This window comes from Pedobacter sp. KH_004 (assembly GCF_057840755.1).
Window position 1 is genome coordinate 4,082,371 of sequence record NZ_CM174519.1, and the last position, 21,435, is coordinate 4,103,805.

15 protein-coding genes are annotated in these 21,435 nt (G+C 38.8%); 4 read left to right on the top strand and 11 right to left on the bottom strand.

Annotated elements, in window-relative coordinates:
- Window positions 1–11: 11 nt before the first annotated feature.
- Genes AC3ITD_RS17580 through AC3ITD_RS17590 form a run of 3 tightly spaced genes read right to left on the bottom strand, consistent with a single transcriptional unit; the run spans window position 12 to window position 6,573 of the window.
- A complete protein-coding gene (locus AC3ITD_RS17580) occupies window positions 12–1,565 on the bottom strand; it encodes a DUF4957 domain-containing protein (RefSeq protein WP_489361672.1) in 1,554 nt (517 codons plus the stop codon).
- A gap of 11 nt (window positions 1,566–1,576) precedes the next feature.
- The gene (locus AC3ITD_RS17585) at window positions 1,577–3,373 is read right to left on the bottom strand and encodes a RagB/SusD family nutrient uptake outer membrane protein (RefSeq protein ID WP_489361674.1); all 1,797 of its coding nucleotides are present in this window, start codon (window positions 3,371–3,373) and stop codon (window positions 1,577–1,579) included.
- A gap of 11 nt (window positions 3,374–3,384) precedes the next feature.
- Window positions 3,385–6,573, bottom strand: a complete 3,189-nt coding sequence (locus tag AC3ITD_RS17590) for a SusC/RagA family TonB-linked outer membrane protein (protein ID WP_489361676.1) — start codon at window positions 6,571–6,573, stop codon at window positions 3,385–3,387.
- Between the two features lie 266 nt (window positions 6,574–6,839).
- Between AC3ITD_RS17590 and AC3ITD_RS17595 the strand changes: the two genes are divergently transcribed.
- Together AC3ITD_RS17595 and AC3ITD_RS17600 are read left to right on the top strand one after the other, a co-directional pair.
- Window positions 6,840–7,874 (top strand): LacI family DNA-binding transcriptional regulator, encoded by a 1,035-nt coding sequence (locus AC3ITD_RS17595; RefSeq protein WP_265799634.1) that lies wholly within the window; start codon window positions 6,840–6,842, stop codon window positions 7,872–7,874.
- Window positions 7,875–8,013: 139 nt separating this feature from the next.
- Entirely contained in the window at window positions 8,014–9,198 is a 1,185-nt protein-coding gene (locus AC3ITD_RS17600) for a class I SAM-dependent rRNA methyltransferase (protein WP_489361678.1), read from the top strand.
- Window positions 9,199–9,312: 114 nt separating this feature from the next.
- Here AC3ITD_RS17600 and AC3ITD_RS17605 read toward each other — a convergent pair whose 3' ends face one another.
- Window positions 9,313–9,564, bottom strand: a complete 252-nt coding sequence (locus AC3ITD_RS17605; RefSeq protein ID WP_265799632.1) for a DUF6814 family protein — start codon at window positions 9,562–9,564, stop codon at window positions 9,313–9,315.
- Window positions 9,565–9,574: 10 nt separating this feature from the next.
- Window positions 9,575–11,098: an MFS transporter gene (locus tag AC3ITD_RS17610; RefSeq protein WP_489361681.1), complete on the bottom strand. Its 1,524-nt coding sequence runs from the start codon at window positions 11,096–11,098 to the stop codon at window positions 9,575–9,577.
- A 138-nt stretch (window positions 11,099–11,236) separates the two neighbouring features.
- Here AC3ITD_RS17610 and AC3ITD_RS17615 point away from each other — a divergent pair, with 138 nt between their 5' ends.
- Window positions 11,237–12,127 carry a bestrophin family protein gene (locus AC3ITD_RS17615; RefSeq protein WP_265799630.1) on the top strand — a complete coding sequence of 297 codons (891 nt, stop codon included), beginning with the start codon at window positions 11,237–11,239 and terminating at the stop codon, window positions 12,125–12,127.
- On the opposite strand, the gene AC3ITD_RS17620 is transcribed toward AC3ITD_RS17615, so the two are convergent.
- The 5 genes from AC3ITD_RS17620 to AC3ITD_RS17640 all read right to left on the bottom strand — a co-directional run bounded on the left by AC3ITD_RS17620 (window position 12,124) and on the right by AC3ITD_RS17640 (window position 16,079).
- A complete protein-coding gene (locus AC3ITD_RS17620) occupies window positions 12,124–12,729 on the bottom strand; it encodes a Pr6Pr family membrane protein (protein ID WP_265799629.1) in 606 nt (201 codons plus the stop codon). The genes AC3ITD_RS17615 and AC3ITD_RS17620 overlap by 4 nt on opposite strands.
- A 379-nt stretch (window positions 12,730–13,108) precedes the next feature.
- Window positions 13,109–13,210, bottom strand: a complete 102-nt coding sequence (locus tag AC3ITD_RS17625) for a TlpA family protein disulfide reductase (protein WP_489361683.1) — start codon at window positions 13,208–13,210, stop codon at window positions 13,109–13,111.
- Window positions 13,211–13,542: 332 nt separating this feature from the next.
- Window positions 13,543–14,829 carry a hypothetical protein gene (locus AC3ITD_RS17630; protein ID WP_489361685.1) on the bottom strand — a complete coding sequence of 429 codons (1,287 nt, stop codon included), beginning with the start codon at window positions 14,827–14,829 and terminating at the stop codon, window positions 13,543–13,545.
- A 154-nt stretch (window positions 14,830–14,983) separates the two neighbouring features.
- Window positions 14,984–15,529: a hypothetical protein gene (locus AC3ITD_RS17635; protein WP_265799627.1), complete on the bottom strand. Its 546-nt coding sequence runs from the start codon at window positions 15,527–15,529 to the stop codon at window positions 14,984–14,986.
- Window positions 15,522–16,079 carry an RNA polymerase sigma factor gene (locus AC3ITD_RS17640; protein WP_265799626.1) on the bottom strand — a complete coding sequence of 186 codons (558 nt, stop codon included), beginning with the start codon at window positions 16,077–16,079 and terminating at the stop codon, window positions 15,522–15,524. The genes AC3ITD_RS17635 and AC3ITD_RS17640 overlap by 8 nt, the downstream gene beginning before the upstream one ends.
- Before the next feature lie 218 nt (window positions 16,080–16,297).
- On the opposite strand from AC3ITD_RS17640, the gene AC3ITD_RS17645 reads away from it, so the two are divergent.
- Window positions 16,298–18,535, top strand: a complete 2,238-nt coding sequence (locus AC3ITD_RS17645; protein ID WP_489361688.1) for a S41 family peptidase — start codon at window positions 16,298–16,300, stop codon at window positions 18,533–18,535.
- A 59-nt stretch (window positions 18,536–18,594) separates the two neighbouring features.
- Here the strand turns inward: AC3ITD_RS17645 and carB are convergent, their stop codons facing one another.
- On the bottom strand, window positions 18,595–21,432 hold the full coding sequence (gene carB, locus AC3ITD_RS17650) for a carbamoyl-phosphate synthase large subunit (RefSeq protein ID WP_489361690.1): 2,838 nt from the start codon (window positions 21,430–21,432) through the stop codon (window positions 18,595–18,597).
- Between the last annotated feature and the right edge of the window lie 3 nt (window positions 21,433–21,435).

A 21,435-nucleotide genomic window follows, 5' to 3' on the forward strand; every position in this document is an offset into this window, starting at 1 on the left:
AAATAGGGATATTAATTTCTCCACCTCGGATCTCCGACCGCGTTGGCTCTCAAATCTGATTGACTAATGGTAAAGTTGCCTGCAGCTGCATTGGTAAATCCAGGATTTAGGGTTGTAAAGGTTCCCGTATCATTTCTAGCATTTGCAGCGGTACTTGCTGTAAAGTTAGGGGCATTAAAATAGTTATTTTCCGTTACCGAAGTTAGTGTTGTTGACGCCTGATTTGTATAGTAGTTGTCGCTATCTGAAATGATATTTTTTGCAAACGTTATTTGGTTCAGCGGCAAACGAATGTATAAATAGCGACCAGAGGCTTTACTTAACGCTTTATAAAAGGTATTTGTCCTGATGGTGATGATGCTGGTGGTACCAGGGAAATTAGTCGTTCCGTCCATTCTAAACAGATCTCTTGAGCCATCTTCAGTGATGTTAAATACCGTATTGTTTTCAAACAAAAAGTTTTTGGCTAAACCAGTTCTGAAATCTACAAAACCAGCTCCCGCACAGGCTACATCATGAATCAAATTCCCTCTAAAAGTAATGTTTTCTACAAGAGCTTTTACATTAATGTATAAAATGCCTTTTGCATAATTCTTAATTTCACTATCTTGGATTGAAAGATTTCCATAGGCATTATCTGAGGCTTCATCATAAACAATTGTTTGACCGGCTATAGAACCTGTACCATCCAGCAACAAATCTTTTATTGCCAGCCCCGCGTTAGCTCTAAGTTTAAAGGCTGCCCCTACTATAACTGGTTTAGAAGATGGTCTAGCGCCTTTTAAAGAAATAGATTTGCCAATCACTAAATCTGCATTGATATTGTATGTACCTGGAAAAAGGGCAAAAACATCACCAGCATTTGCGTTAGTAATTAAGATAGCCAAGTTATCTGCAGGTGTTACGGCAATAGCGCCACCTAAATCAAGTGGGGTAGTAAACGTAATTGTGCCACGTACTTTTGCGCCGTTAAGCAGTTTTGCCGTGTATACCGTTTCGCCTGTTAAACCTGTAATCACCGCTTCGCCAACAGCAACTTCGGCGGCAGTAATGGTACGGGTCATATTGCCTGGGGTAAAGGTAATTGTTGTAGCTGCTTGTCCGGCTGGCCAGTTAAGCGTGGCAGATGTTGCCGTCAATTTAGCCGTATTTACAGCCTGAAAAATTTGTTCTGCATCGGTTTTGGCTGTAGCGGTAACATATTTTGAATCTGTTACCCCTTCGCCAACCGCCTTTACACGGATGGAATATTGCGTATCACCAGTCAAACCTGTTAGCGTATACGGAACTTGCAGAAATGTAATGTTATCAACTGTTTTTGTTGGCGTTCCTGAGAAATCGGCAGTTTCAAAAACTTCGATTGTATAAGTTTTTGCATTATTAACTGCCTTCCAGGTTAATCTAACGCCAGTTTTATCAATAATGGTAGCGGTTAAGCCTGTTGGCGAAAATGCCCTGTCTACTTGCAGCTTTGTAATTTCTTCCGTTACATTATCTTTACAACCCAATAAACCAATTGAGGTCAATACACAGCAAATGATGGTATATAGTTTATTTCTATTCATAACCCTGTTCATTATAAGTTCAAGTTTTTGTTGTTCAACAATCCGTTGGATGAGTCTAAGAAAACCTGCCATATCGGCCAAACTTGTTGTGCGTTTGGATCTTTAACAGCTAGCGCATCCCAATAAGTAGAAGCATCGCCAGTAGCCACCATCGTCCAGGCTTTATTAGCAGTATAACCTAAAGCCACACCCTGGGCATCGGTATCGCCAAAATTTAAACCATAAATTTCGACATTTTCGCCATTGGCAGCTGTTTTGTAATATATTTTTGAAGGAAGTGCTGCATATTTACCTTGTCTGTTTTCTAATTGTTGCAACTTCGTTTTTGCTTCAGCGATTTTTGTGTTGAGCAAATTCCAGCGAATTAAATCACCTTTCCTCAACATTTCGCCTGTAAATTCCAATGCTCTCTCATTTACAATAGCATCAAAAAATGTTTGCTTAGATGCCGTTGCAGATGCCATAAATGTAGTTACTTTTGCTGCGTTGCCCGGGAAAGCACGATCGCGGATCATTTTTAAATATGGAGCAGCGGCAGCTGGTCCATCCAACTCATTAATGGCTTCAGCGGCCATTAAAACTACGTCTGCATAACGCATATACATCCAATTCAAGCCATCATCGTTGGTTGAGGTAACGCGTCTTTTCATCCACTCGTAACGGTACTTACCGAAGTATAAACGGCCTAAGCTTGACGGAACCTGATATCCGCCTGTGTCGCCGGTGCCGCCATCCCATTCGTAAGGCACCACGGTAACGTCTCTTCTAACATCACCTGTTTCATACTCGTAAAGCATAATTGGATTAGGTCCATTAGTGCCACCTTTATTCTGACCGGTGTATTTATCTGTTTTTAGATGCTTCACTCCCAAATCAAAAATCACACGGCCTCTGCCTTCACTAAAAGGAATTTCCCAAACAGACTCTAATCCTGCTGCACCAGCCTCTTCATTAAGTTTTCTGAAAACTTCTTCGAAACCCAACAAGCGAAGTTTGCCACTATTAATAATATCCACACATTCTTTTTTGGCAATGGCATACATTTTATCTTTCGATAAATCGGCATCGGCACTCAAGCGAACCGTACCATCCAAGCGTTGTGCATAACCACCTGCAGCCAAGGCCAAACGGGCTCTCAATCCTTTAGCAAAAGCTTTGCTTACACGCTCTACTTTAGCAGTTGTTGCATTTTCATTTGGCCATGGCAGATAACCTGCTGCTTCATCCAGATCTTTTAAAAGCTGTTTATAAATTACATCTCTATCATTTCTGGCCAGATAAGTTGTAGCTGTCGTAATCGGTTCGAAACGAGCAGGAACATCGCCCCAACCTTTAATTAAATCATTATATAAAACGGCACGAAGCGTTAATATTTCGCCAAGAATCTGCGCCATTTGAGGGCTGCTTGAAATGTTACCATAAGTTCGGATACCGCTAATTGCTAAGTTTGCTCGCTCAATGCCTTCATAAAACTTCGCCCAGGCATTGTTATCTGTATTCATCTGCCCGTTATTTACGTTGGTGTTGTAATTTGAAAGCCGCGATTTATCATCAGCCGTTGCTTTTAAGGCATTATTTACTTCAGTATCGTTGTTAATGCCATAGAATACTAAAAAACGACCGCGATAAGAATTGGTTTCGCCAAAAGACTGGATAATTCCAGCAACTGCTCCTTCTGCTAAACCCGGCGTTGAAAAAATAACTGATTCATCCAAAGACGATTTAGTTGGTGCTTCCAGCGTCTTTCTACAACTGTTTAAAGTAGTTATCCCTGCAATAACAAACAGGATATATATAATCTTTTTCATATTCTTAAAAATTAGAAATTAACATTTAAACCAAACACAAACGACTGACTTTTAGGGTAAGCCGAGTAATCTACTCCCGGCGTAAGGTTGGTTCTACGGCGGGTAGACACCTCTGGATCGAAACCTGTGTAATTTGTTAATAACCAAAGGTTATAGGCAGAAGCATAAACCCTTAATTTTTTCATTTTCAGCTTTTCAGATATTTTTGATGGCAATGTATAGCCCAATGTTAATGTAGATAAACGCAAGAAAGATCCATCTTCTACAGCCCAATCGCTTAAAACGAAAGTCTTCATATATGGCGACCATAAAGTAGTATTCGCATTCATCGCTGTAAGTTCAGCAGGGTCGTTACTGATGGTTCCATCAGCACGAAGATTGTTCCAACGGCTGCCACTTTCCATAATCGAAATCATATTTCTAGAATTGTATTTACTGGTTGATGTATATTCGATTTTATTGGCATTGTAAATATCATTACCATAACTCCAATTGAAGTAAGCACCAATATCGAAGCCATAAATTCTGGAATTAACTGAAAAACCTCCGGTATTTAATGGGTTTGCATTTCCGATAACCGTTCTGTCTGAAAGATCTATTTTGCCATCACCAGAAAGGTCTTCAATCTTCATTGTACCCGGACGAATCGTTCCTAAAAATTCCTTACCATCAACTACGCCTGGCTTTAAGGTCCAGGTACCGGTAGTTGAGTTGAATCCAGAAAAATCAGAAACTTCATATCTTCCTGCATTGCGGTAGCCATAAATTCTGCCAACTGATGATCCTTCTTCCACTAAATAATCAACATTAATTTCTGTGGATGCCCAATTGGATGTACCATTGATGTTTTTAATTGCGCCTAATGAGATGATTTTGTTTCTGTTGAAGTTGATGTTGGCACTAAAACTCAAATCAAAATTTGTTTTTTTAATGGCATTCCAGTTCAATGAAAACTCCAGTCCTTTGTTCTGTGTTTCGCCGATATTGCGATATTGAAAATCATAACCAGTACCAGCAACCGGAAATTGAAGCAACAAATCTTTCGTACGGTTTAAATAGGCATCAATGGTACCGGTAAGTTGATAATTGAATAATGAAAAATCCAATCCGATATTTTTAGTCACTGTAGTTTCCCACTTCAAATCTGGATTCGCCATTGTTTTTGATGCTGCCCAGTAGTTATTAAAGCCATTTACCCAAGTGGTTACCGAGTTTTGGAAAGTTTGGTTCATTTGCCCGGGAGGAATATTATTGTTACCAGCCGTACCGTAACTTGCTCTTAGTTTCAAATCTGTTAGCCATGATTTGGTTCCTTTCATAAAGTCTTCCTGCGAAACTCTCCAGGCTCCAGAAACTGAAGGAAAATATCCCCATCGATTTTCAGGAGAAAATTTAGATGAGCCATCTGCTCTAAATGTGGCGCTTAACAGGTATTTACCCTGAAAATCATAGTTTGCCCTTCCAAAAAATGAAAGTAATTTATCATCAGGAGAAAAGTTATTGTCAATTGAGTTGGCTTTTCCTTGCGTTGATAATACTCGTGCTTCCTGAAAACCAAAAGATTTTGGAAATCCATGTACCACGTTGGTTAAAACACCTAATTCTGTTTTAATAAATTCCTGCCCCAACAACATATTCAGGTTATGATCTTTACCTAAAATTTTACTGAAATTATAATTTAAGGTATTGGTGTTTCTGATACTGTTTCTATTGGTATTGGTGAATATAATCGCCGGAAGATTCTGGTTCTCCGCTGACGGCACATTTCTAACGTAATAGGTGGTGTTGCCATAAAAGCGATCCATGTCATTTCTGAAACCATCATAACCCACTTCAGACCTTAATCTTAAATTTTCGATGATATCATAGCTTATTGCACCATTGATATTGTAGGTTTTTCGATGCACATACTGATCATTATCAGAAATAGAAATCAGTGGATTGTATAGATTAAATTCATCATCCGTTTCGGTAGTAGTGGTTAATCCCGGAACTGGAAATGATGGATAAAGCATGGCATTTTTCAATCGGGAATCGGCAGAAGAAACCTCATTTTGTTCATTTGCACCACCACCTTTCGTTTTTGCATCCGCGTATCTCAAACCAAAATCAAGGGTTAAGCCTTTGTATAATTTGTGATTTAATTTGAAGTTGATGTTCTGTCTTTCAAAGTCTGAAAGTTGCATAATGGCTTTGTCTTTGACAAAACTATGGCTTAAGCTGTACTTCGTTTTTTCGCCACCACCGCTAATGTTTATGTTTTGGTTAAAGGTAGTTCCGGTGCGCCCGAAAATAATTTCCTGCCAATCGTTAGCAGGCACATTTCTATACAAATCAATGTCTTGATAGTTGCCAAAATATTGAGTGTAGTCATTTGGTGTCTTGTCTAAAGCCGCCCTTTCGTACTGCCAGGTAACATAGTCAATTGGCGTTAAAACATCAAGTTTATTAGCCAACTGCTTAACGCCCGTAAAAACGTTGTAACTTACCGATGTTTTACCATCTTTACTGTTTTTTGTTGTAACCAAAATTACACCGTTTGCACCCCTCGACCCATAAATTGCGGTAGATGATGCGTCTTTTAATACATCAATAGTTTCGATATCTTGTGGGGCTATATCAGCGATCGATGCAACCGGGAAACCATCAACAATATAAAGTGGAGAGTTATCACCGGTAATTGACCCGCCACCGCGAACACGAACCACTAAATCTGCATCGGGAGAACCTTCGGTAGTGGCAATGTTAATCCCAGCTACCCGACCTTGGATGGCTTCTAATGCTGAAGAAACTGGCGCTGCTGCAATTACATCTGCACCAACAGAAGAAACTGCTCCGGTTAAATCTTTCTTCCTAACCACACCATAACCAATGTTAACAGTTACTTCTTGCAGTGTATTGGCATCTTCTTCTAAAGTGATATCCAATTTGCTTTGATCAGCAAGTGTGATGGTCCGAGTTTTATACCCAATGTAGGTAAACGTAAGCACTCCGCCCTTTTGGGGCACAGTAACTTTAAATACGCCATTTGCATCGGTACTGCCGCCAGTTTTCGAATCTTTTACGGTTACACTAACGCCCACCAAAGGTTGTCCGTCTGTCTTGTCTTTAACCGTTCCCGTAAACTGCTTGGTTTGCGCCCTGGCTACAGAAAACACAAAAACAGATAGAAATGATAAAACGAGTAGAAATTTGCTCATAATTATTAATTTTATTGAATAGTTGATTGCTAAAGAATTGGGTAATTCATTGCAGAAAGAATATATAATTCTATTGCAGCATATTTTTGTTGGTTAATATTTGGTTAGAATGATATAACAATTTTACAAACTTAAAATGGTTTGAAATCAGATTTAACTAAAAAAGTGTGCAAACGTTCCCAAAAACGTCATTTTAACGCTTATTAATATGGGTGTCAAGAATGCCATAAAAGATATTTTTTGTAACTTGTTCGCATTACCATAAAATGAGATTTGAAACTTCCACCATAAAAGACATCGCCAAGGCGCTCGGACTATCAACCTCGACGGTTTCCAGAGCTTTGCGAGATCGTTATGAGATTAGTGAAGAAACCAAAAAACTTGTTTTAGCTTATGCGGAAAAGGTAAATTATCGGGCCAATCCAATCGCCCGGAGCTTGAAGGAAAGGCGCAGTTATTCCATCGGCATTATTGTTAGTGAGATTGCCAACAACTTTTTTTCACAGGTGATAAATGGCATCGAATCCATTGCATATGATCGAGGCTACCACGTAATTATTTCTCAAACCCATGAGTCATACAAGCAAGAAAAACTTAACGTAGAGCATCTTGCATCAAGATCGATTGATGGTTTGCTAATCGCACTTTCGTCGGAAACGCAAGACATCACTTATCTCCGGAATTTATATTCAAAAGGATTGCCTATTGTTTTTTTTGATCGTGTACCGGAAGATTTTGACACGCACAAAGTGATTGCCAACAACTTCAAAGGTTCTTTTGATGCTACTGAACACCTGATTTTATCGGGGAAGAGAACGATTGCACATTTAACGAATTCTGAAAATTTATCCATCACCAAAGAGCGTTTAAAAGGCTATCAGGCGGCTTTGGCCAAATATCATATTGAATTTAAGCCTGAATTGGTAAAATATTGTCAGCACGGAGGAATGCATTCTGCAGAACTTGAGCAAGCAGTAAAAGAACTTTTGCCTTATAAACCGGATGGTATTTTTATCTCAAGCGATAGGTTAACCACCGGTTGTCTCATGGCTTTAAAAAAAACCAATCCAGAGGTTGCTCATAAAATTGCCATTGCCGGTTTCACTAATTCCAATTTGGTCGAATTATTTTCTCCTTCCCTAACATCTGTTAAACAGCCCGCCTTTGAAATGGGACAAGTAGCCACTGAACTTTTAATCTCTATGATTGAGGCTAAAAGGGAAATTACCGAATTTGAGACTAAAATTCTTGATACTGAACTGGTAAGAATGCAGAAAAACATCGGAAACAGATTCTTGTAAACCGCTAGTTGTAAGGCGTTCTTGCGATATGCGTTATAAAGTTTAATTAATCAGACGTGATTAAAAACTAGGACAGGCTCAAGCTTCTACACTCAACACTTTAAAGTCCCAACTCCAAACTAATTATTACCTTTGCAGCATGGTAGAAATCGTATTAAAAAAGGGGAAAGAAAAAGCTGCACTACAAAGACATCCATGGGTATTTTCGGGCGCACTTGAAAAGGTAAAAGGAAAGCCTGAAAATGGAGAAGTGGTTAAAGTTTCCGCCTTTGATAATGAATTTCTTGCCTATGGCTATTTCAACAGTAATTCTAGAGTTGCCGTTCGTTTATTAGAATGGGATGAAACACAAACTATCGACAAAAAATGGTACGAAAATCGTTTGAAACAGGCTATTGCTTCCCGTCAGTTTATTCTTAATGAGCAAACCAATACTTGCCGTTTAGTATTCAGCGAAGCTGATTTTTTACCTGGCTTAATCGTCGATAAATATGCTGGTTTTCTCTCTCTACAAATTTTGAGTTCAGGAATTGAAAGCGTTAAAAATGATATTGTTGAGATCTTAAAAGCGGAACTTCAACCTAAAGGGATCTTTGATAAGAGCGATGCTACTGCCCGTACGCATGAGGGTTTACCAATTGAAAACGGCTTGCTTTGGGGTGAAAACCCACCTGAGTTCTTAGAAGTTAAAGAGAACGGTATTGCTTATCATATCAACATCGCCGAAGGTCAAAAATCTGGCTTTTATTGCGATCAACGCGACAACAGAAAAATATTAGCCAGTTATACCAAAGGCAAAAAAGTATTGGATTGCTTTAGTTACAGTGGCGGTTTCAGCTTAAATAGTTTAGCAAATGAGGCAGCCAGTATTACCAGTGTAGACAGTTCTGGCTTAGCCGTAGAAACCCTTAAACAAAATGTAGCGCTTAACAAATTTGATCCCACCAAAGTTACAGCCATCCAATCTGATGTAAATAAACAGTTGAGAGTTTTTAAAGAGTCGGGCGAATTATTTGATGTCATTGTACTCGATCCACCAAAATATGCACCATCCCGTTCGGCCTTGGATAGAGCGGCAAGAGCCTACAAAGATTTGAATAGATTAGGTATGCTTTTGCTGGAGAAGGGCGGTTTACTGGCGACTTTCTCTTGTTCTGGCGCCGTAGATATCGAAACTTTCAAGCAAATTATTGCGTGGGCAGCGCTTGATGCAGGTAAAGAAGTTCAAATCATTAAGCAGTTTTGTCAACCTGAAGATCACCCGGTTAGAATTTCTTTTTCTGAAGGAGAATATTTGAAGGGTTTGTTGTTACGGGTTTTATAAAAGTTCAAGTATAAGTCTCAAGCCTTTACGCCTGCGCTCATTATAAACCATAGCCGTCAACCTAAGCCTTGAATGTTATTTTTCCGTGGCAATCCGTGTTTCCGTGGAAAAATGCTAAATATCCTCAGAACTTTCCGGCAAACGTTCGTATTCGCCCTTCCATGCATAAAACCCAAAAATCATCAGCCCTAAACTAATCGGCAAGAAGATAAAAAGAATAATCCCCCATTGTAACATGGTATTTGTTCGTTCAATATCAGTATGGGTTAAGCCCACTTTTTCTACCGCCTGAATAAACAAAAAAGTCATCGCAACCGGCCCTAAAATCATCCAAACTAAACCTAAAAATTTCTTTAACGCATTCATTGTAAAATATTTAATCGTTAATACTGTCGTCCTTTTTGTTTGATAGATAAATGGTTCCTATGATCAAGCTCAATGCGGCAATTCCGATGGGATACCATAAACCAGACAATGGCGTTGAACCAGCAAAACTGGCAATTAAGGTAGCAATAAAAGGTACTAATCCCCCGAAAACACCATTGCCAATGTGATATGGAAGCGACATAGAAGTGTAGCGGATTTTTGTCGGGAAAAGCTCAACCAGAAATGCAGCAATTGGACCATAAACCATGGTTACCAGTAAAATCTGAAAGAAAATCAGGCCTACAAATTTCCAAAAAACGGGTATTGGCAGCACTTTGTCTTTTAACATTTCGCCTCCCGAAAGGATGCCCCGCTGACTCGATACGGTATCCGTTTTTACCATGTTAAAGCTCGCTCCATTTTTCAGAATTATTTGAGTAGCCGAAGTTCTTAAGCTATCAGTGCTGTTGGCAATTAACAAGGCGCTTGAAGGGAGAGCTTTTGAGGTTAAAATATCGCTTTGTTCTACCTTGCTAAAATCGGTATCATCTAAAAATGTTTGATAGATTGGGCGATAAAAGATGATGCCCAAAAGCATTCCACTCAACATGATCCACTTCCGGCCAACTTTGTCGCTCCAGGCTCCGAATATTACAAAAAAAGGTGTCGCAAAAGCAATTCCCCAAAGTAAAATATAGCGTGAATCGTTAAAATCTAGCTTACAGGTATTTTCTAAAAACGATTGCGCATAAAATTGACCCGTATACCAAATTACACCCTGCCCCATCGTTGCTCCAAAAAGGGCGAGCAGCACCATTTTAAAATTGGCTTTGTTATTGAAACTTTCTTTCAATGGATTTTTAGAGATGTTGCCTTCTGCTTTCAACTTAGAAAACATAGGCGATTCGTGCATCTTCATCCGGATATAGATAGACACTACAACCAATAAAATAGAAAGGAGGAATGGGATTCTCCAGCCCCAGTCGCCAAAAGTTTCGGCACCCAAAATGTTCTTGGTAATCACAATAACGCCGAGCGACAAAAACAGCCCTAAAGTAGCCGTAGTTTGAATCCAGCTGGTAAAAAATCCGCGTTTATCTTTTGGTGCGTGCTCCGCTACATAAGTTGCAGCACCACCATATTCGCCACCAAGCGCCAAGCCTTGAATTAAGCGTAAAATCAGCACTAAAATAGGCGCTGCATAGCCGATGCTTTTGTAAGATGGAATTAAACCGATAAAAAAAGTAGACCCACCCATTAATACTAAGGTTAACAGGAACGTATATTTTCGGCCAATTAAATCGCCCAGACGACCAAAAACCAATGCACCAAATGGTCGCACGATAAATCCTGCTGCAAAAATAGCTAATGTATTAATTAAAGCTGAAGCACCTGCATCCTCTGGAAAAAGTTGATGGCCAATAATAACAGCTAAGCTGCCGAAAATGTAGAAATCATACCATTCGATTAATGTGCCGAGTGACGAGGCACCGATTACTTTAAAGATATTGTTCTTTGGTGAAGTTTCGCTCATGAGATGTTAGGAATATTTGGTTTCCCAATATAAACATTTGCATGACAATCGGCAACCTGCGCTCTTAGTAACTATATTTGTTACACAAGCAAACATTTCAGCATTTGTTTTGTATTTTCAATCTCCATTAAACATGATATGCTTTTAATACAAAACATTAGACTTAGTAGAATTTTAAGAAATACCTGGCATGTTGATTTAATCATGATCGCTTCCTGCACCGCAGCATACTTCATTAGAGAATATCTGATTGCCCACCATTTCGTCATCCCGACCATTATTCCAACTGTTTTGGGTACAGCGATAGCATTTTTTATCGGTTTTAATAATAACCAGGCTTACGACAGGTGGTGGGAAGCCCGCAAAATTTGGGGTGCACTGGTAAATGATTCACGGTCTTTTACAAGGGCTTTGCTTAATTATGTTGACGAAGACCCGGCTACCGCAAAGCGGATGATTTGTAGGCATATTGCATTTTTATATGCTTTAAAGGCAAGCCTGCGAGGAACCGTTGATGAGATATACATCAAGTACCTACCCAAAGAAGATCTGAAGGAAATTGAAAAGCATAACAATGCGCATAATGCTATTTTAAATATTCAATCGCGAGACCTGCAAAGGTTGTCGAAAGGAAACCATATTGATGGGTTTAGATTTATTGAAATTAACGAAATGTTAGTGCGTTTCTCGGATTCGATGGGGATGAGCGAAAGGATAAAAAACACCATTTTTCCAACTACCTATTCCTATTTAACAAAGGTTTTTATTTGGTTATTCGTGGTTACTTTTACTTTAGTAATCAGTCAGGATGCAGGACCGGCGTCAATATTTTTAGGCTGGTTAATTGGGTTTGTTTTTGTATCTACCCAAATCAATGGAATGAGCCTGGTTGATCCGTTTGAGAATAATTCTGCAGGAATTCCATTAAATCAGATTACCAGAACAATTGAAATTAATCTGCTGCAAATGATGGAGGAAAATGAAATTCCTGAGCCTATAAAACCCATCAACGAAGAATATGTACTTTAACGTTTAGCAAGCTTCTTCCCAACCCAAATCAGCAATAAGGAAAGTATCCAAAAAAGAAACAGGCAGCCGAAGGCGTTCGCTAGAGCTTTTGGATAGCCCAAATCAACCACATTGATAAACGGGTAAGGGTACTGGTTGATTAAATATCCACGGATGACAATAAACATAATGTAGGCCAATGGATAAAGCAGCCAAACGAAAGCAGCTTTATATTGCAGCGTTTGCTTGTTGACGAATAACATCCAAAACCCTAGAAATATTAATGGGTTAACAACATGGAGCAATTCGTCAGCAACCCTGGCCCATCCCACAGGGCTAAGTAAACCCCGTAACAAAACATTGTAAATTATGCCTACTACAACAATGTAAACCGTTATTGCTGTTTGTGTTGATGGCTGGGAAAAGAATACTCCTAATTTAGTTTTGCTAAACAGAATTATTGTAGTAAGGCAAATGGCTACTGTGATGTTTGTAGTAATGGTAAAAAAGGATAAGTATAATTCAGTAGTTGATAGAAAATCATATTCAGCAGCTTTTAAACTCACTATAAATTGCAAAACTAAAGCAAACCAGACCACGGCGGCGCCGAATGTCAAGTACATTTTTATAGCAGGAGATGACTTCATATTAGGGAGGTGCTGATGGTTAAGCAAGGTAAGTATTTACCCTTAATGCTTAGCAATAAGGAACATCGAATTTAAATCATGACCGATTATTACCGAGTGCTTGTAGCAGCCTCTCTTCAAATAGAATTGATTTTTCTTTGAATTCTTGATCAACAAAAGAGATGTTAGCCATTGCGGCTATGATTTTACAGTTTCTATCTACTAGAATATTTGAAGGGAAGCCGTTGTTAATATTAAGCTTTGCGATATCAGCCTTGCTTCAACTTACAATTTCGCATTGATAATTGTTCTTCGCTTGAAAATATTTTGCTGAAAGTGGAGCATCTTGTGCAATGCCTATGAAACGAACGCCTTTCTAAGCATATTTCTCGACTAATTTATTCAGTTCTGGCATCTCTGCAATACACGGCGGACAGTTTTCAAACCAGAAATTAATCACCACTATTTGATTGTTCAAACTTGTTTTGAAAACATTTTGCGATTAGACCTCAAGTCTTTGAAATAAGGTAAATCTTTTCCTATCAATTCTTGGAAAAAAGTTTCTTGAGTAGTCCATTCTACTGGAGCCTCTTGTGCTTTGGTGCTGAAGCCAGGAAGGAGAATGAAACAGAAAAAATATGTTTTCATGAGCAGCAAAGATAAATCAAATACGCCAATGCAACATTAAACAAAAAAGTCTTACTGAATTTCCAGCAAGACTCTTAGTTTGTTTGGTGATTATTTTCTTGTGCAAAAATTTCTCGGCTTAGCCCAAATGGCGATCATTGCAATTAAGCTGGCCTCTAAAAACTATTTAAAAGTAATTGAACCGTATTCGGTTTTAACGTTAACATTTGCTCCACCGCCGCTACCAATTTTGCCTGCATATTTTTTGGTTTCGTCATCCCTGCTCACTAAACTGGAGGTAACATTAGCGCCATATTTAAAGCCTGCATATGAAGTTGAAACGTTGAAGTTCCCATTAAATCGATCAGCGAAACCAAGCCCTACGGAAACATATTCGCCCCCGAAAGTGAAGCTTTTGCAGGCTGGAGTAATTTCGTTTACGTTTAACCTGTTGTAATCCATATTAATATTGGCATCGCCATTAAGCGTACCCAGATTTACATTTGAATATTCTGCATTAACTGCTATTTTGCCCGCTGCAGCAATATTTAAATCGCCATAAGCCTGTTTAACTACAGTATTCCCTTTTACAGTGTTGATGTTTACTTTAGCATATTCGGCACTTAACAGCAGGTTTCCGCCAATGTTACCTACTGTTAAACCTTTACCGTACTGGACTTTGATATCTGCCGATCTTCGGATGGTGTTGATATTTACGCCAACGTACTCAGCATCTAACTCTAAAGTTCCTACAGCACCAATAGTTACCGGGCCGTTGTATTCATGTTTAACTACAGCAGCATTCATATCCTGAATATCGCACTTGCCGTACTGAACATTAATGTAATTGTTGCTGTTATTTAAATTTCCTGCAACCAAGTTTCCATATTGTACTTTTAATGAGGTTGGTCCGGAGAAATTCCCTACTTCAACATTACCATATTGCTGCAAAACAGACAGCGGGTTTGAGGCCGGCATGTATACCACATAATTAATTTTCACTTCTCGTCGCCAGGTAGTTACCCCATTTCTTACACCTCTTCCCCAACGGCCACTTCTATCCGCCAAATTGGTTCTTATCGAAACCACATCACCACTTTTAGTAGCATCAATATTTACAGCATCCAGCAATTTCTGCACATCATTATCCGAATTGCTAAACGCTTTAATGTCTATATCTACTTTAACTTCTTTTCTATCCCAGGTTTTTACCACGACAGAGCCATATTGATTGTTCAAGTTTACTTTATCGCTATTATCAACGCTAAAGCTTTTTGAAAAACTTTTCGACCGTTCGGCATCAGCACCCGATTGAACATCGGCGCTCACAGTTACATTATTGTTAAGAGATACCGAAGTTTTATTCACTGCATAGGTATTGTTTGATGTTGTTACCACTACAGTCTGTTGCGCATTCGCTTTTCCGGCAATCAAAGCCACTAAGGCTAAAAATATTTTAATTGTTTTCATGTTGTTAATTGTTAAACATTTATTTGGCTCCACCCGCCGACCGGTTTTGCTTTGAAATGTTGTGAGCGTATTTTATTAGTATCAGTAGTTAGTATCAAGTATCAAGACTGGGTTCCAAAACTTTACACTTTCTACTGTTGACTTTTTACTTCTTCTAAATCTGATTTACTTTTTTATAATCGTCTACCTGATTAATGATTAGCAATTGTTGTTTTAAAAGTTGCAACTGGATTTCGCGGTTTTTAACCATTGCTTTAACTACGAAAGTTTGGTTAGGCGATGTCGGAAGCTCCAATCTTAAACGTTCATATTCTTCATCTAATTTCGCCAAATCAGCAGTAAATTTCTTATAAAGCTCTGGGTTTGCCGATGCGAAAATGGCCAGGCTATCTCTTTTCTCGGTGATTAATCCCGTAAAATGAACCTCTTTCTTTGCGTAGGCTTCGTTAACATCAGCGATTTCTAAATCTTTGTTTTGCAACCTTCCGGCGTACAACCACACTAAACCGAAAACCACTACCAAACTGGCGGCTACACTCATCCATAAATACAGCTTTACAGGTTTTTTTTTATCTTGTTTTACTTGATTTTGTTTTGAATCTAACTCTAGCTCTATTTTGGCCCAAAGCCCCACGGGAGGCTCCATTACATCAAAAGCCTTCCGGTTTTCTTTAACAAAAGTTTCTAATCTATTATTCATCTCTCATCCCTTTCTGTTCTAAAATACTTTTTAACTTTTTCTTCGCCCTCATGTATTGTGTGCGACTTGTGTTTTCGCTTATTTTTAAAATATGTGCAATTTCTTCGTGGTCGTAACCTTCTAATAGATACAAACTTAATACCACTCTATAGCCATCGGGAAGTTCTGAAATGGCATTCCTAACCTCGTCGGCTTGCAATTTCACTTCATATTCATCGGCAGAAATTTCATCAGGTATTTCTGATAACTCTTCCGTTCCAACAAATTCAAATTTACGCTTGCGCAGATAATTGATCGATTTGTTGATTACAATCTGCTTGAGCCAAAGCCCGAAAGTAGTTTCCTGTCTAAAATCTACAATCCTGGTAAATGCATCTAAAAAAGATTCTTGTAAAACATCTTCAGCCTCTTCTTCATAATTCAGAATTCGTAACGCCACATTATACATCGCCTTTGCATACAGTTTGTATAAATCAAACTGTGCTGCCCGGCTGCCCTGCATGCATGCTTTAACTAGCTCTAGGTTTTTATCTACGTAAACGGTTTCCAAAATTTTGAATATTCTGATTATAAGACAGGCGGGATTCTAAAACGTTGCATCAAGGTATAAAAAAAATTAACATCCCTCTACAAGGTGACTGTTGATAACATTTTGACACCCTGGTTTTATAATATAATAACCGACTAAAAAATAACAAGAATGATTTAGCAATTATAAATTCAAGCGTTTATATTTACTTAATCATCCTAAAATACAAGGATCTAAATATGAAACACTACTTACTATTTGCGCTCTTGCTTATCTCTTGCAAAATTCATTCACAATTTCAAATCAACGGCAGTTTCGAGAAACTGAACAACACTCATATGCCAGAAGGATGGTCTTTCTCCTTCTTTGCGTCACAAAAAACCGCCTATCCTGCACTACTTGATAGCGTTACTAAGCATCATGGCAAGTATAGCATCCTGTTGGAAAAAAAAGGAACTGGCGCTGATTTTGGTGTGATTGACTACCCGATTACTCAGAATTTTGAAGGTAAAAACATAGAATTGAGAGGTTACATCAAGACAGAAAATGTAAATAAAGGATACGCAGGCTTATGGATGAGAATTGATGATAAAAACGTTCAATCTATTGGTTTTGATAATATGCAAGACAGAGGTGTGAGTGGTACTAAAGATTGGAAACAATATACCATCAAGCTTGATTATGATAGCAAAGAGGTAAGGGCTTTACACATTGGCGGTTTACTGGTTGGCGAAGGAAAAGCCTGGTTTGATAATTTTGAGATTTTCATAGATAATAAGCCTATAAACAAGGCAGTACTTAAAAAGATAATGGTAGCTAAGGCCGATCTTGACACCGCATTTGCAAACAGTTCGGGCATAAAAGAAATCAATTTAAGCGATCAGCTATCAACCAATTTATTAGTTGCAGGGCAGTTTTGGGGCTTTTTAAAATATCACCATCCAGCTATTGCTCAAGGAGGTTATAACTGGGACGCAGAACTCTTTAGATTATTGCCTTCTGTTTTACAGGCTAAGAATAATAAAGAACTAAATGTTGTATTGGAGAATTACCTTACTAAACTCCCAATACCTGATGTTTGTAAAAGCTGCAAAAAAATAGCCCAAGAGCACTACCAGATTAAGCCCGATTACGGATCATTATTTGACAAGTCTTTAATAGAGCCGGCGCTATTAAGTAAACTCAGCTTTATAAGAGATAACCGAAACACTGGCGATAGTTATTACATCGGGATGACTCCAGGGATAGGCAATCCGATTTTCAAAAATGAAAAGCCTTATTCAAAAATGACTTATCCAGATGCAGGCTATCGCTTATTATCGCTTTTCCGTTACTGGTCAATGATTAACTATTTTTTCCCTTACAAAAACGTTATCGGCCAGGACTGGAATCAGGTATTAAAAACTTCTTTACCCGAGTTTGTAAATGCAAAAAACGAGCTCGACTATGGAAAAGCGGCCTTGAAATTAATTGCTTGCGTAAATGATACCCATGCAAATTTATGGGGTGGTAGCGCAGCGATTACTAATTTTAAAGGTAAATATGCACCACCGTTGCAAACAACCTTTATAGAAAATAAACTGGTGATAACTGATTTATATAAAGATACACTTGATGTAAAAAGTAAATTAAAAATAGGAGATATAGTTACAGCAATCAACGGGAAAGATGTCGGTTTACTTATTAACGAATTCCTTCCATTTACGCCTGCCTCAAATTATGATACGCAACTGCGTGATCTACCAAACAATTACATCTTCAGGGCGAATAAAGCAAATGTGAATTTAAAGATAAACCGCGATGGTGAGCAGTTTGGTTACGATTTACCCATGAGAATATATGGCCGTGGAGGTAAGGATTCTGACTTTGAAAAAGCGGAGCCGTTTAAACTCATTAATGAAAATACGGGATACGTTTTTCCCGGCAAATATAAAAATGCAATGCTTCCTGATATCAAGAAACTTTTTGCCAGCACCAAGGGAATCATTATAGATATGCGTTGTTATCCTTCAGAATTTATGCCTTTCACTTTTGGCAACTATATTAAGGGTTTATCTACACCTTTTGTAAAATTTACCCTGGGGAGCGTCGCTTATCCTGGCTCATTTGCATTTGGGGCAACAGTTCCCAACGGTAAAAAATCGTCTGATAATTATAATGGGAAAGTTGTCGTAATTGTAAACGCTATTTCTCAGAGCCAGGCAGAATATACAACTATGGCTTTCCAAAGTTCGCCCAACGTGAAAGTAATTGGCAGTACCACTGCGGGTGCCGACGGAAATGTGAGTGACATTGTTTTACCAGGCGGATTGAAAACCATGATTTCTGGCATTGGTGTTTTTTATCCTGATGGAAAACCCACACAAAGAGTTGGTGTAAAGATCGATGAGGTAATTTATCCTACTATAAATGGAATTAAACAAGGTAAGGATGAATTGCTTGATAAGGCAATGGAAATGTTAAGCAAAGAATGGTAGACACTTTTAAACCAAAAAGGGACTGATCACATTGATTTATGATACAGCCCCTTTCGCTATTATTTACTCAAATACATCGATTTATCTTTGTAAAGTTTGCGGAAGTAAGGATCTTCCAAATCTTTAATGAAACGGATCGCTTCACCGGTAGATTTCATTTCCGGACCTAACTCTTTCGTCACCTCCGGGAATTTCTCGTAAGAGAAAACCGGTTCTTTAATTGCATAACCTTTAAGTTTACGCTCGATGGTGAAATCTTTCAGTTTCGCCACACCTAACATAATTTTAGCTGCAATATTAATGTAAGGAACGTCGTAAGCTTTCGCGATGAAAGGAACTGTACGTGAAGCTCTGGGATTTGCTTCGATTACATAAACTTTCTCATCTTTAATGGCGAACTGAATGTTTAACAATCCACGAACATCTAAAGCTTTCGCAATTTTGATCGAGTATTCTTCCATTGATTTCGTTACCTTTTCTGATAGGCTGAAAGTTGGCAAAACAGCGAATGAATCTCCGGAGTGGATTCCTGCAGGCTCAATGTGTTCCATCATCCCTACGATGTGAACGTCATCACCGTCAGAAATTGAATCTGATTCTGCTTCTTCTGCTCTATCTAAAAAGTGATCGATTAATACACGGTTGCCCGGCAAATCGCCTAATAATTTCACCACTGCTTTTTCAAGGTCTTCATCATTGATCACGATGCTCATGCCTTGTCCACCTAAAACATAACTCGGACGAACCAAAACCGGATAGCCCACTTCGTTTGCTACAACGATGGCCTCCTCAGCATTTTCTGCTACACCGTATTTCGGATAAGGAATATCCAGTTCTTTTAACAAGTCAGAGAAACGTCCACGATCTTCGGCGATATCCATATTCTCAAAAGAGGTTCCAATAATTTTGATTCCTTTTTCAGTTAGTTTTTCAGCCATTTTCAGAGCGGTTTGTCCACCTAACTGAACGATAACACCCACTGGTTTTTCTAATTCGATAATCTCGCGAACATGTTCCCAGAAAACCGGCTCGAAGTATAATTTATCGGCCATGTTAAAATCGGTAGAAACCGTTTCAGGGTTACAGTTAACCATGATGGCTTCAAAACCTGATTCTTTAGCTGCTAATAAACCGTGTACACAAGAGTAATCGAACTCAATACCCTGGCCAATACGATTTGGACCCGAGCCTAATACGATTACTTTTTTGCGATCTGATGAAATAGACTCATTTTCTTCATCGAAAGATGAATAATAGTATGGTGTTTTTGCCGGGAATTCTGCCGCACAAGTATCCACCATTTTATACACCCTGTTTATGCCCAAAGCTTTACGGCGGTCGTAAACCTCATCTTCGGTAACATTACCCAATAACCATGCAATCTGAATATCAGAGAAGCCTTTGGTTTTAAGCGTGAAGAAGAAATCTCGAGGAATATTGTTTAGTGAGTAACGTTTCAATTCAACTTCTAAAGCAACAAGCTCCTGAATTTGATTTAAAAACCACTTATCAATTTTCGTTACCTTACGGATAGATTCCAAAGGCACGCCCATTGTCATGGCATCTTTTATTAAGAACAAACGGTTCCATGAAGCATGCTCCAAACCGTCCATAATTTCGTTAATGTTGCGGTTTTGGCGACCATCGGCACCTAAACCAGCACGGCCAATTTCTAAACTCTGACAAGCTTTTTGTAAAGCTTCGATGAAGGTACGACCGATAGCCATTACCTCACCTACAGATTTCATTTGTAAACCTAATTCTTTGTTAGCGCCTTTAAACTTGTCGAAATTCCAACGAGGAATTTTAACAATTACGTAATCTAAAGTAGGTTCGAAATAGGCTGAAGTTGTTTTTGTAATCTGATTTTCGATTTCATCCAAGTTGTAACCGATGGCTAATTTTGCTGCAATTTTAGCGATTGGATAACCAGTGGCCTTACTTGCTAGCGCTGATGAGCGGGATACACGTGGATTAATTTCGATGGCAATAATGTCATCATTTGCAGGATTAACCGAGAACTGAACGTTACAACCGCCGGCAAAAGTTCCGATGGCTCGCATCATTTTAATCGCCTGGTTACGCATATCCTGGTAACAACGATCAGATAATGTCATTGCTGGTGCAACCGTAATAGAATCGCCGGTATGAATACCCATTGGGTCGAAGTTCTCAATCGAACAGATGATAATTACATTATCATTGCTGTCTCTTAGTAACTCTAATTCGTATTCTTTCCAACCTAAAACGGCTTGTTCTACTAAAACTTCGTGAGTTGGCGAAGCTTCTAAACCGCGTTTAAGTGCGGCATCAAATTCTTCTTTTTTATGAACAAAACCACCACCAGAACCACCCAAAGTATATGATGGGCGAATTACCAATGGAAAACCGATTTCTTGAGCCGCTTCTTTACCTTCTAAAAATGAATTGGCAATTTTCGATGGCGCTACGCCTACACCTATATCAACCATTAACTGGCGGAAGGCCTCACGATTTTCTGTTTTTTCAATGGCTGCTACATCAACACCGATCACTTTAACGCCATATTTTTCCCAAACACCCCGCTCAGAAGCTTCTACGCATAAGTTCAACGCAGTTTGACCGCCCATAGTTGGCAATACTGCATCAATTCTTGGTAAATCTGGCGAATCAATGTGTTCTTGAAGAATAACTTCAATTGAATCAACAGATAAAGGGCGAAGATAAACGTGGTCGCCGATAACTTTATCCGTCATGATAGTTGCCGGATTTGAGTTGATGATCGAAACGGTAATTCCTTCTTCTTTCAAAGAAAGTGCCGCTTGAGAACCCGAGTAATCAAATTCACAGGCCTGGCCAATAATAATTGGTCCCGATCCGATAATTAATACTGAGCTTATGGAAGTGTCTTTAGGCATGAT

Coding starts and splice junctions, on each gene's coding strand:
- AC3ITD_RS17580 (WP_489361672.1), bottom strand. CDS start 1,565: ATGAATAGAAATAAACTATATACCATCATTTGCTGTGTATTGACCTCA.
- AC3ITD_RS17585 (WP_489361674.1), bottom strand. CDS start 3,373: ATGAAAAAGATTATATATATCCTGTTTGTTATTGCAGGGATAACTACT.
- AC3ITD_RS17590 (WP_489361676.1), bottom strand. CDS start 6,573: ATGAGCAAATTTCTACTCGTTTTATCATTTCTATCTGTTTTTGTGTTT.
- AC3ITD_RS17595 (WP_265799634.1), top strand. CDS start 6,840: ATGAGATTTGAAACTTCCACCATAAAAGACATCGCCAAGGCGCTCGGA.
- AC3ITD_RS17600 (WP_489361678.1), top strand. CDS start 8,014: ATGGTAGAAATCGTATTAAAAAAGGGGAAAGAAAAAGCTGCACTACAA.
- AC3ITD_RS17605 (WP_265799632.1), bottom strand. CDS start 9,564: ATGAATGCGTTAAAGAAATTTTTAGGTTTAGTTTGGATGATTTTAGGG.
- AC3ITD_RS17610 (WP_489361681.1), bottom strand. CDS start 11,098: ATGAGCGAAACTTCACCAAAGAACAATATCTTTAAAGTAATCGGTGCC.
- AC3ITD_RS17615 (WP_265799630.1), top strand. CDS start 11,237: ATGCTTTTAATACAAAACATTAGACTTAGTAGAATTTTAAGAAATACC.
- AC3ITD_RS17620 (WP_265799629.1), bottom strand. CDS start 12,729: ATGTACTTGACATTCGGCGCCGCCGTGGTCTGGTTTGCTTTAGTTTTG.
- AC3ITD_RS17630 (WP_489361685.1), bottom strand. CDS start 14,829: ATGAAAACAATTAAAATATTTTTAGCCTTAGTGGCTTTGATTGCCGGA.
- AC3ITD_RS17635 (WP_265799627.1), bottom strand. CDS start 15,529: ATGAATAATAGATTAGAAACTTTTGTTAAAGAAAACCGGAAGGCTTTT.
- AC3ITD_RS17645 (WP_489361688.1), top strand. CDS start 16,298: ATGAAACACTACTTACTATTTGCGCTCTTGCTTATCTCTTGCAAAATT.
- carB (WP_489361690.1), bottom strand. CDS start 21,432: ATGCCTAAAGACACTTCCATAAGCTCAGTATTAATTATCGGATCGGGA.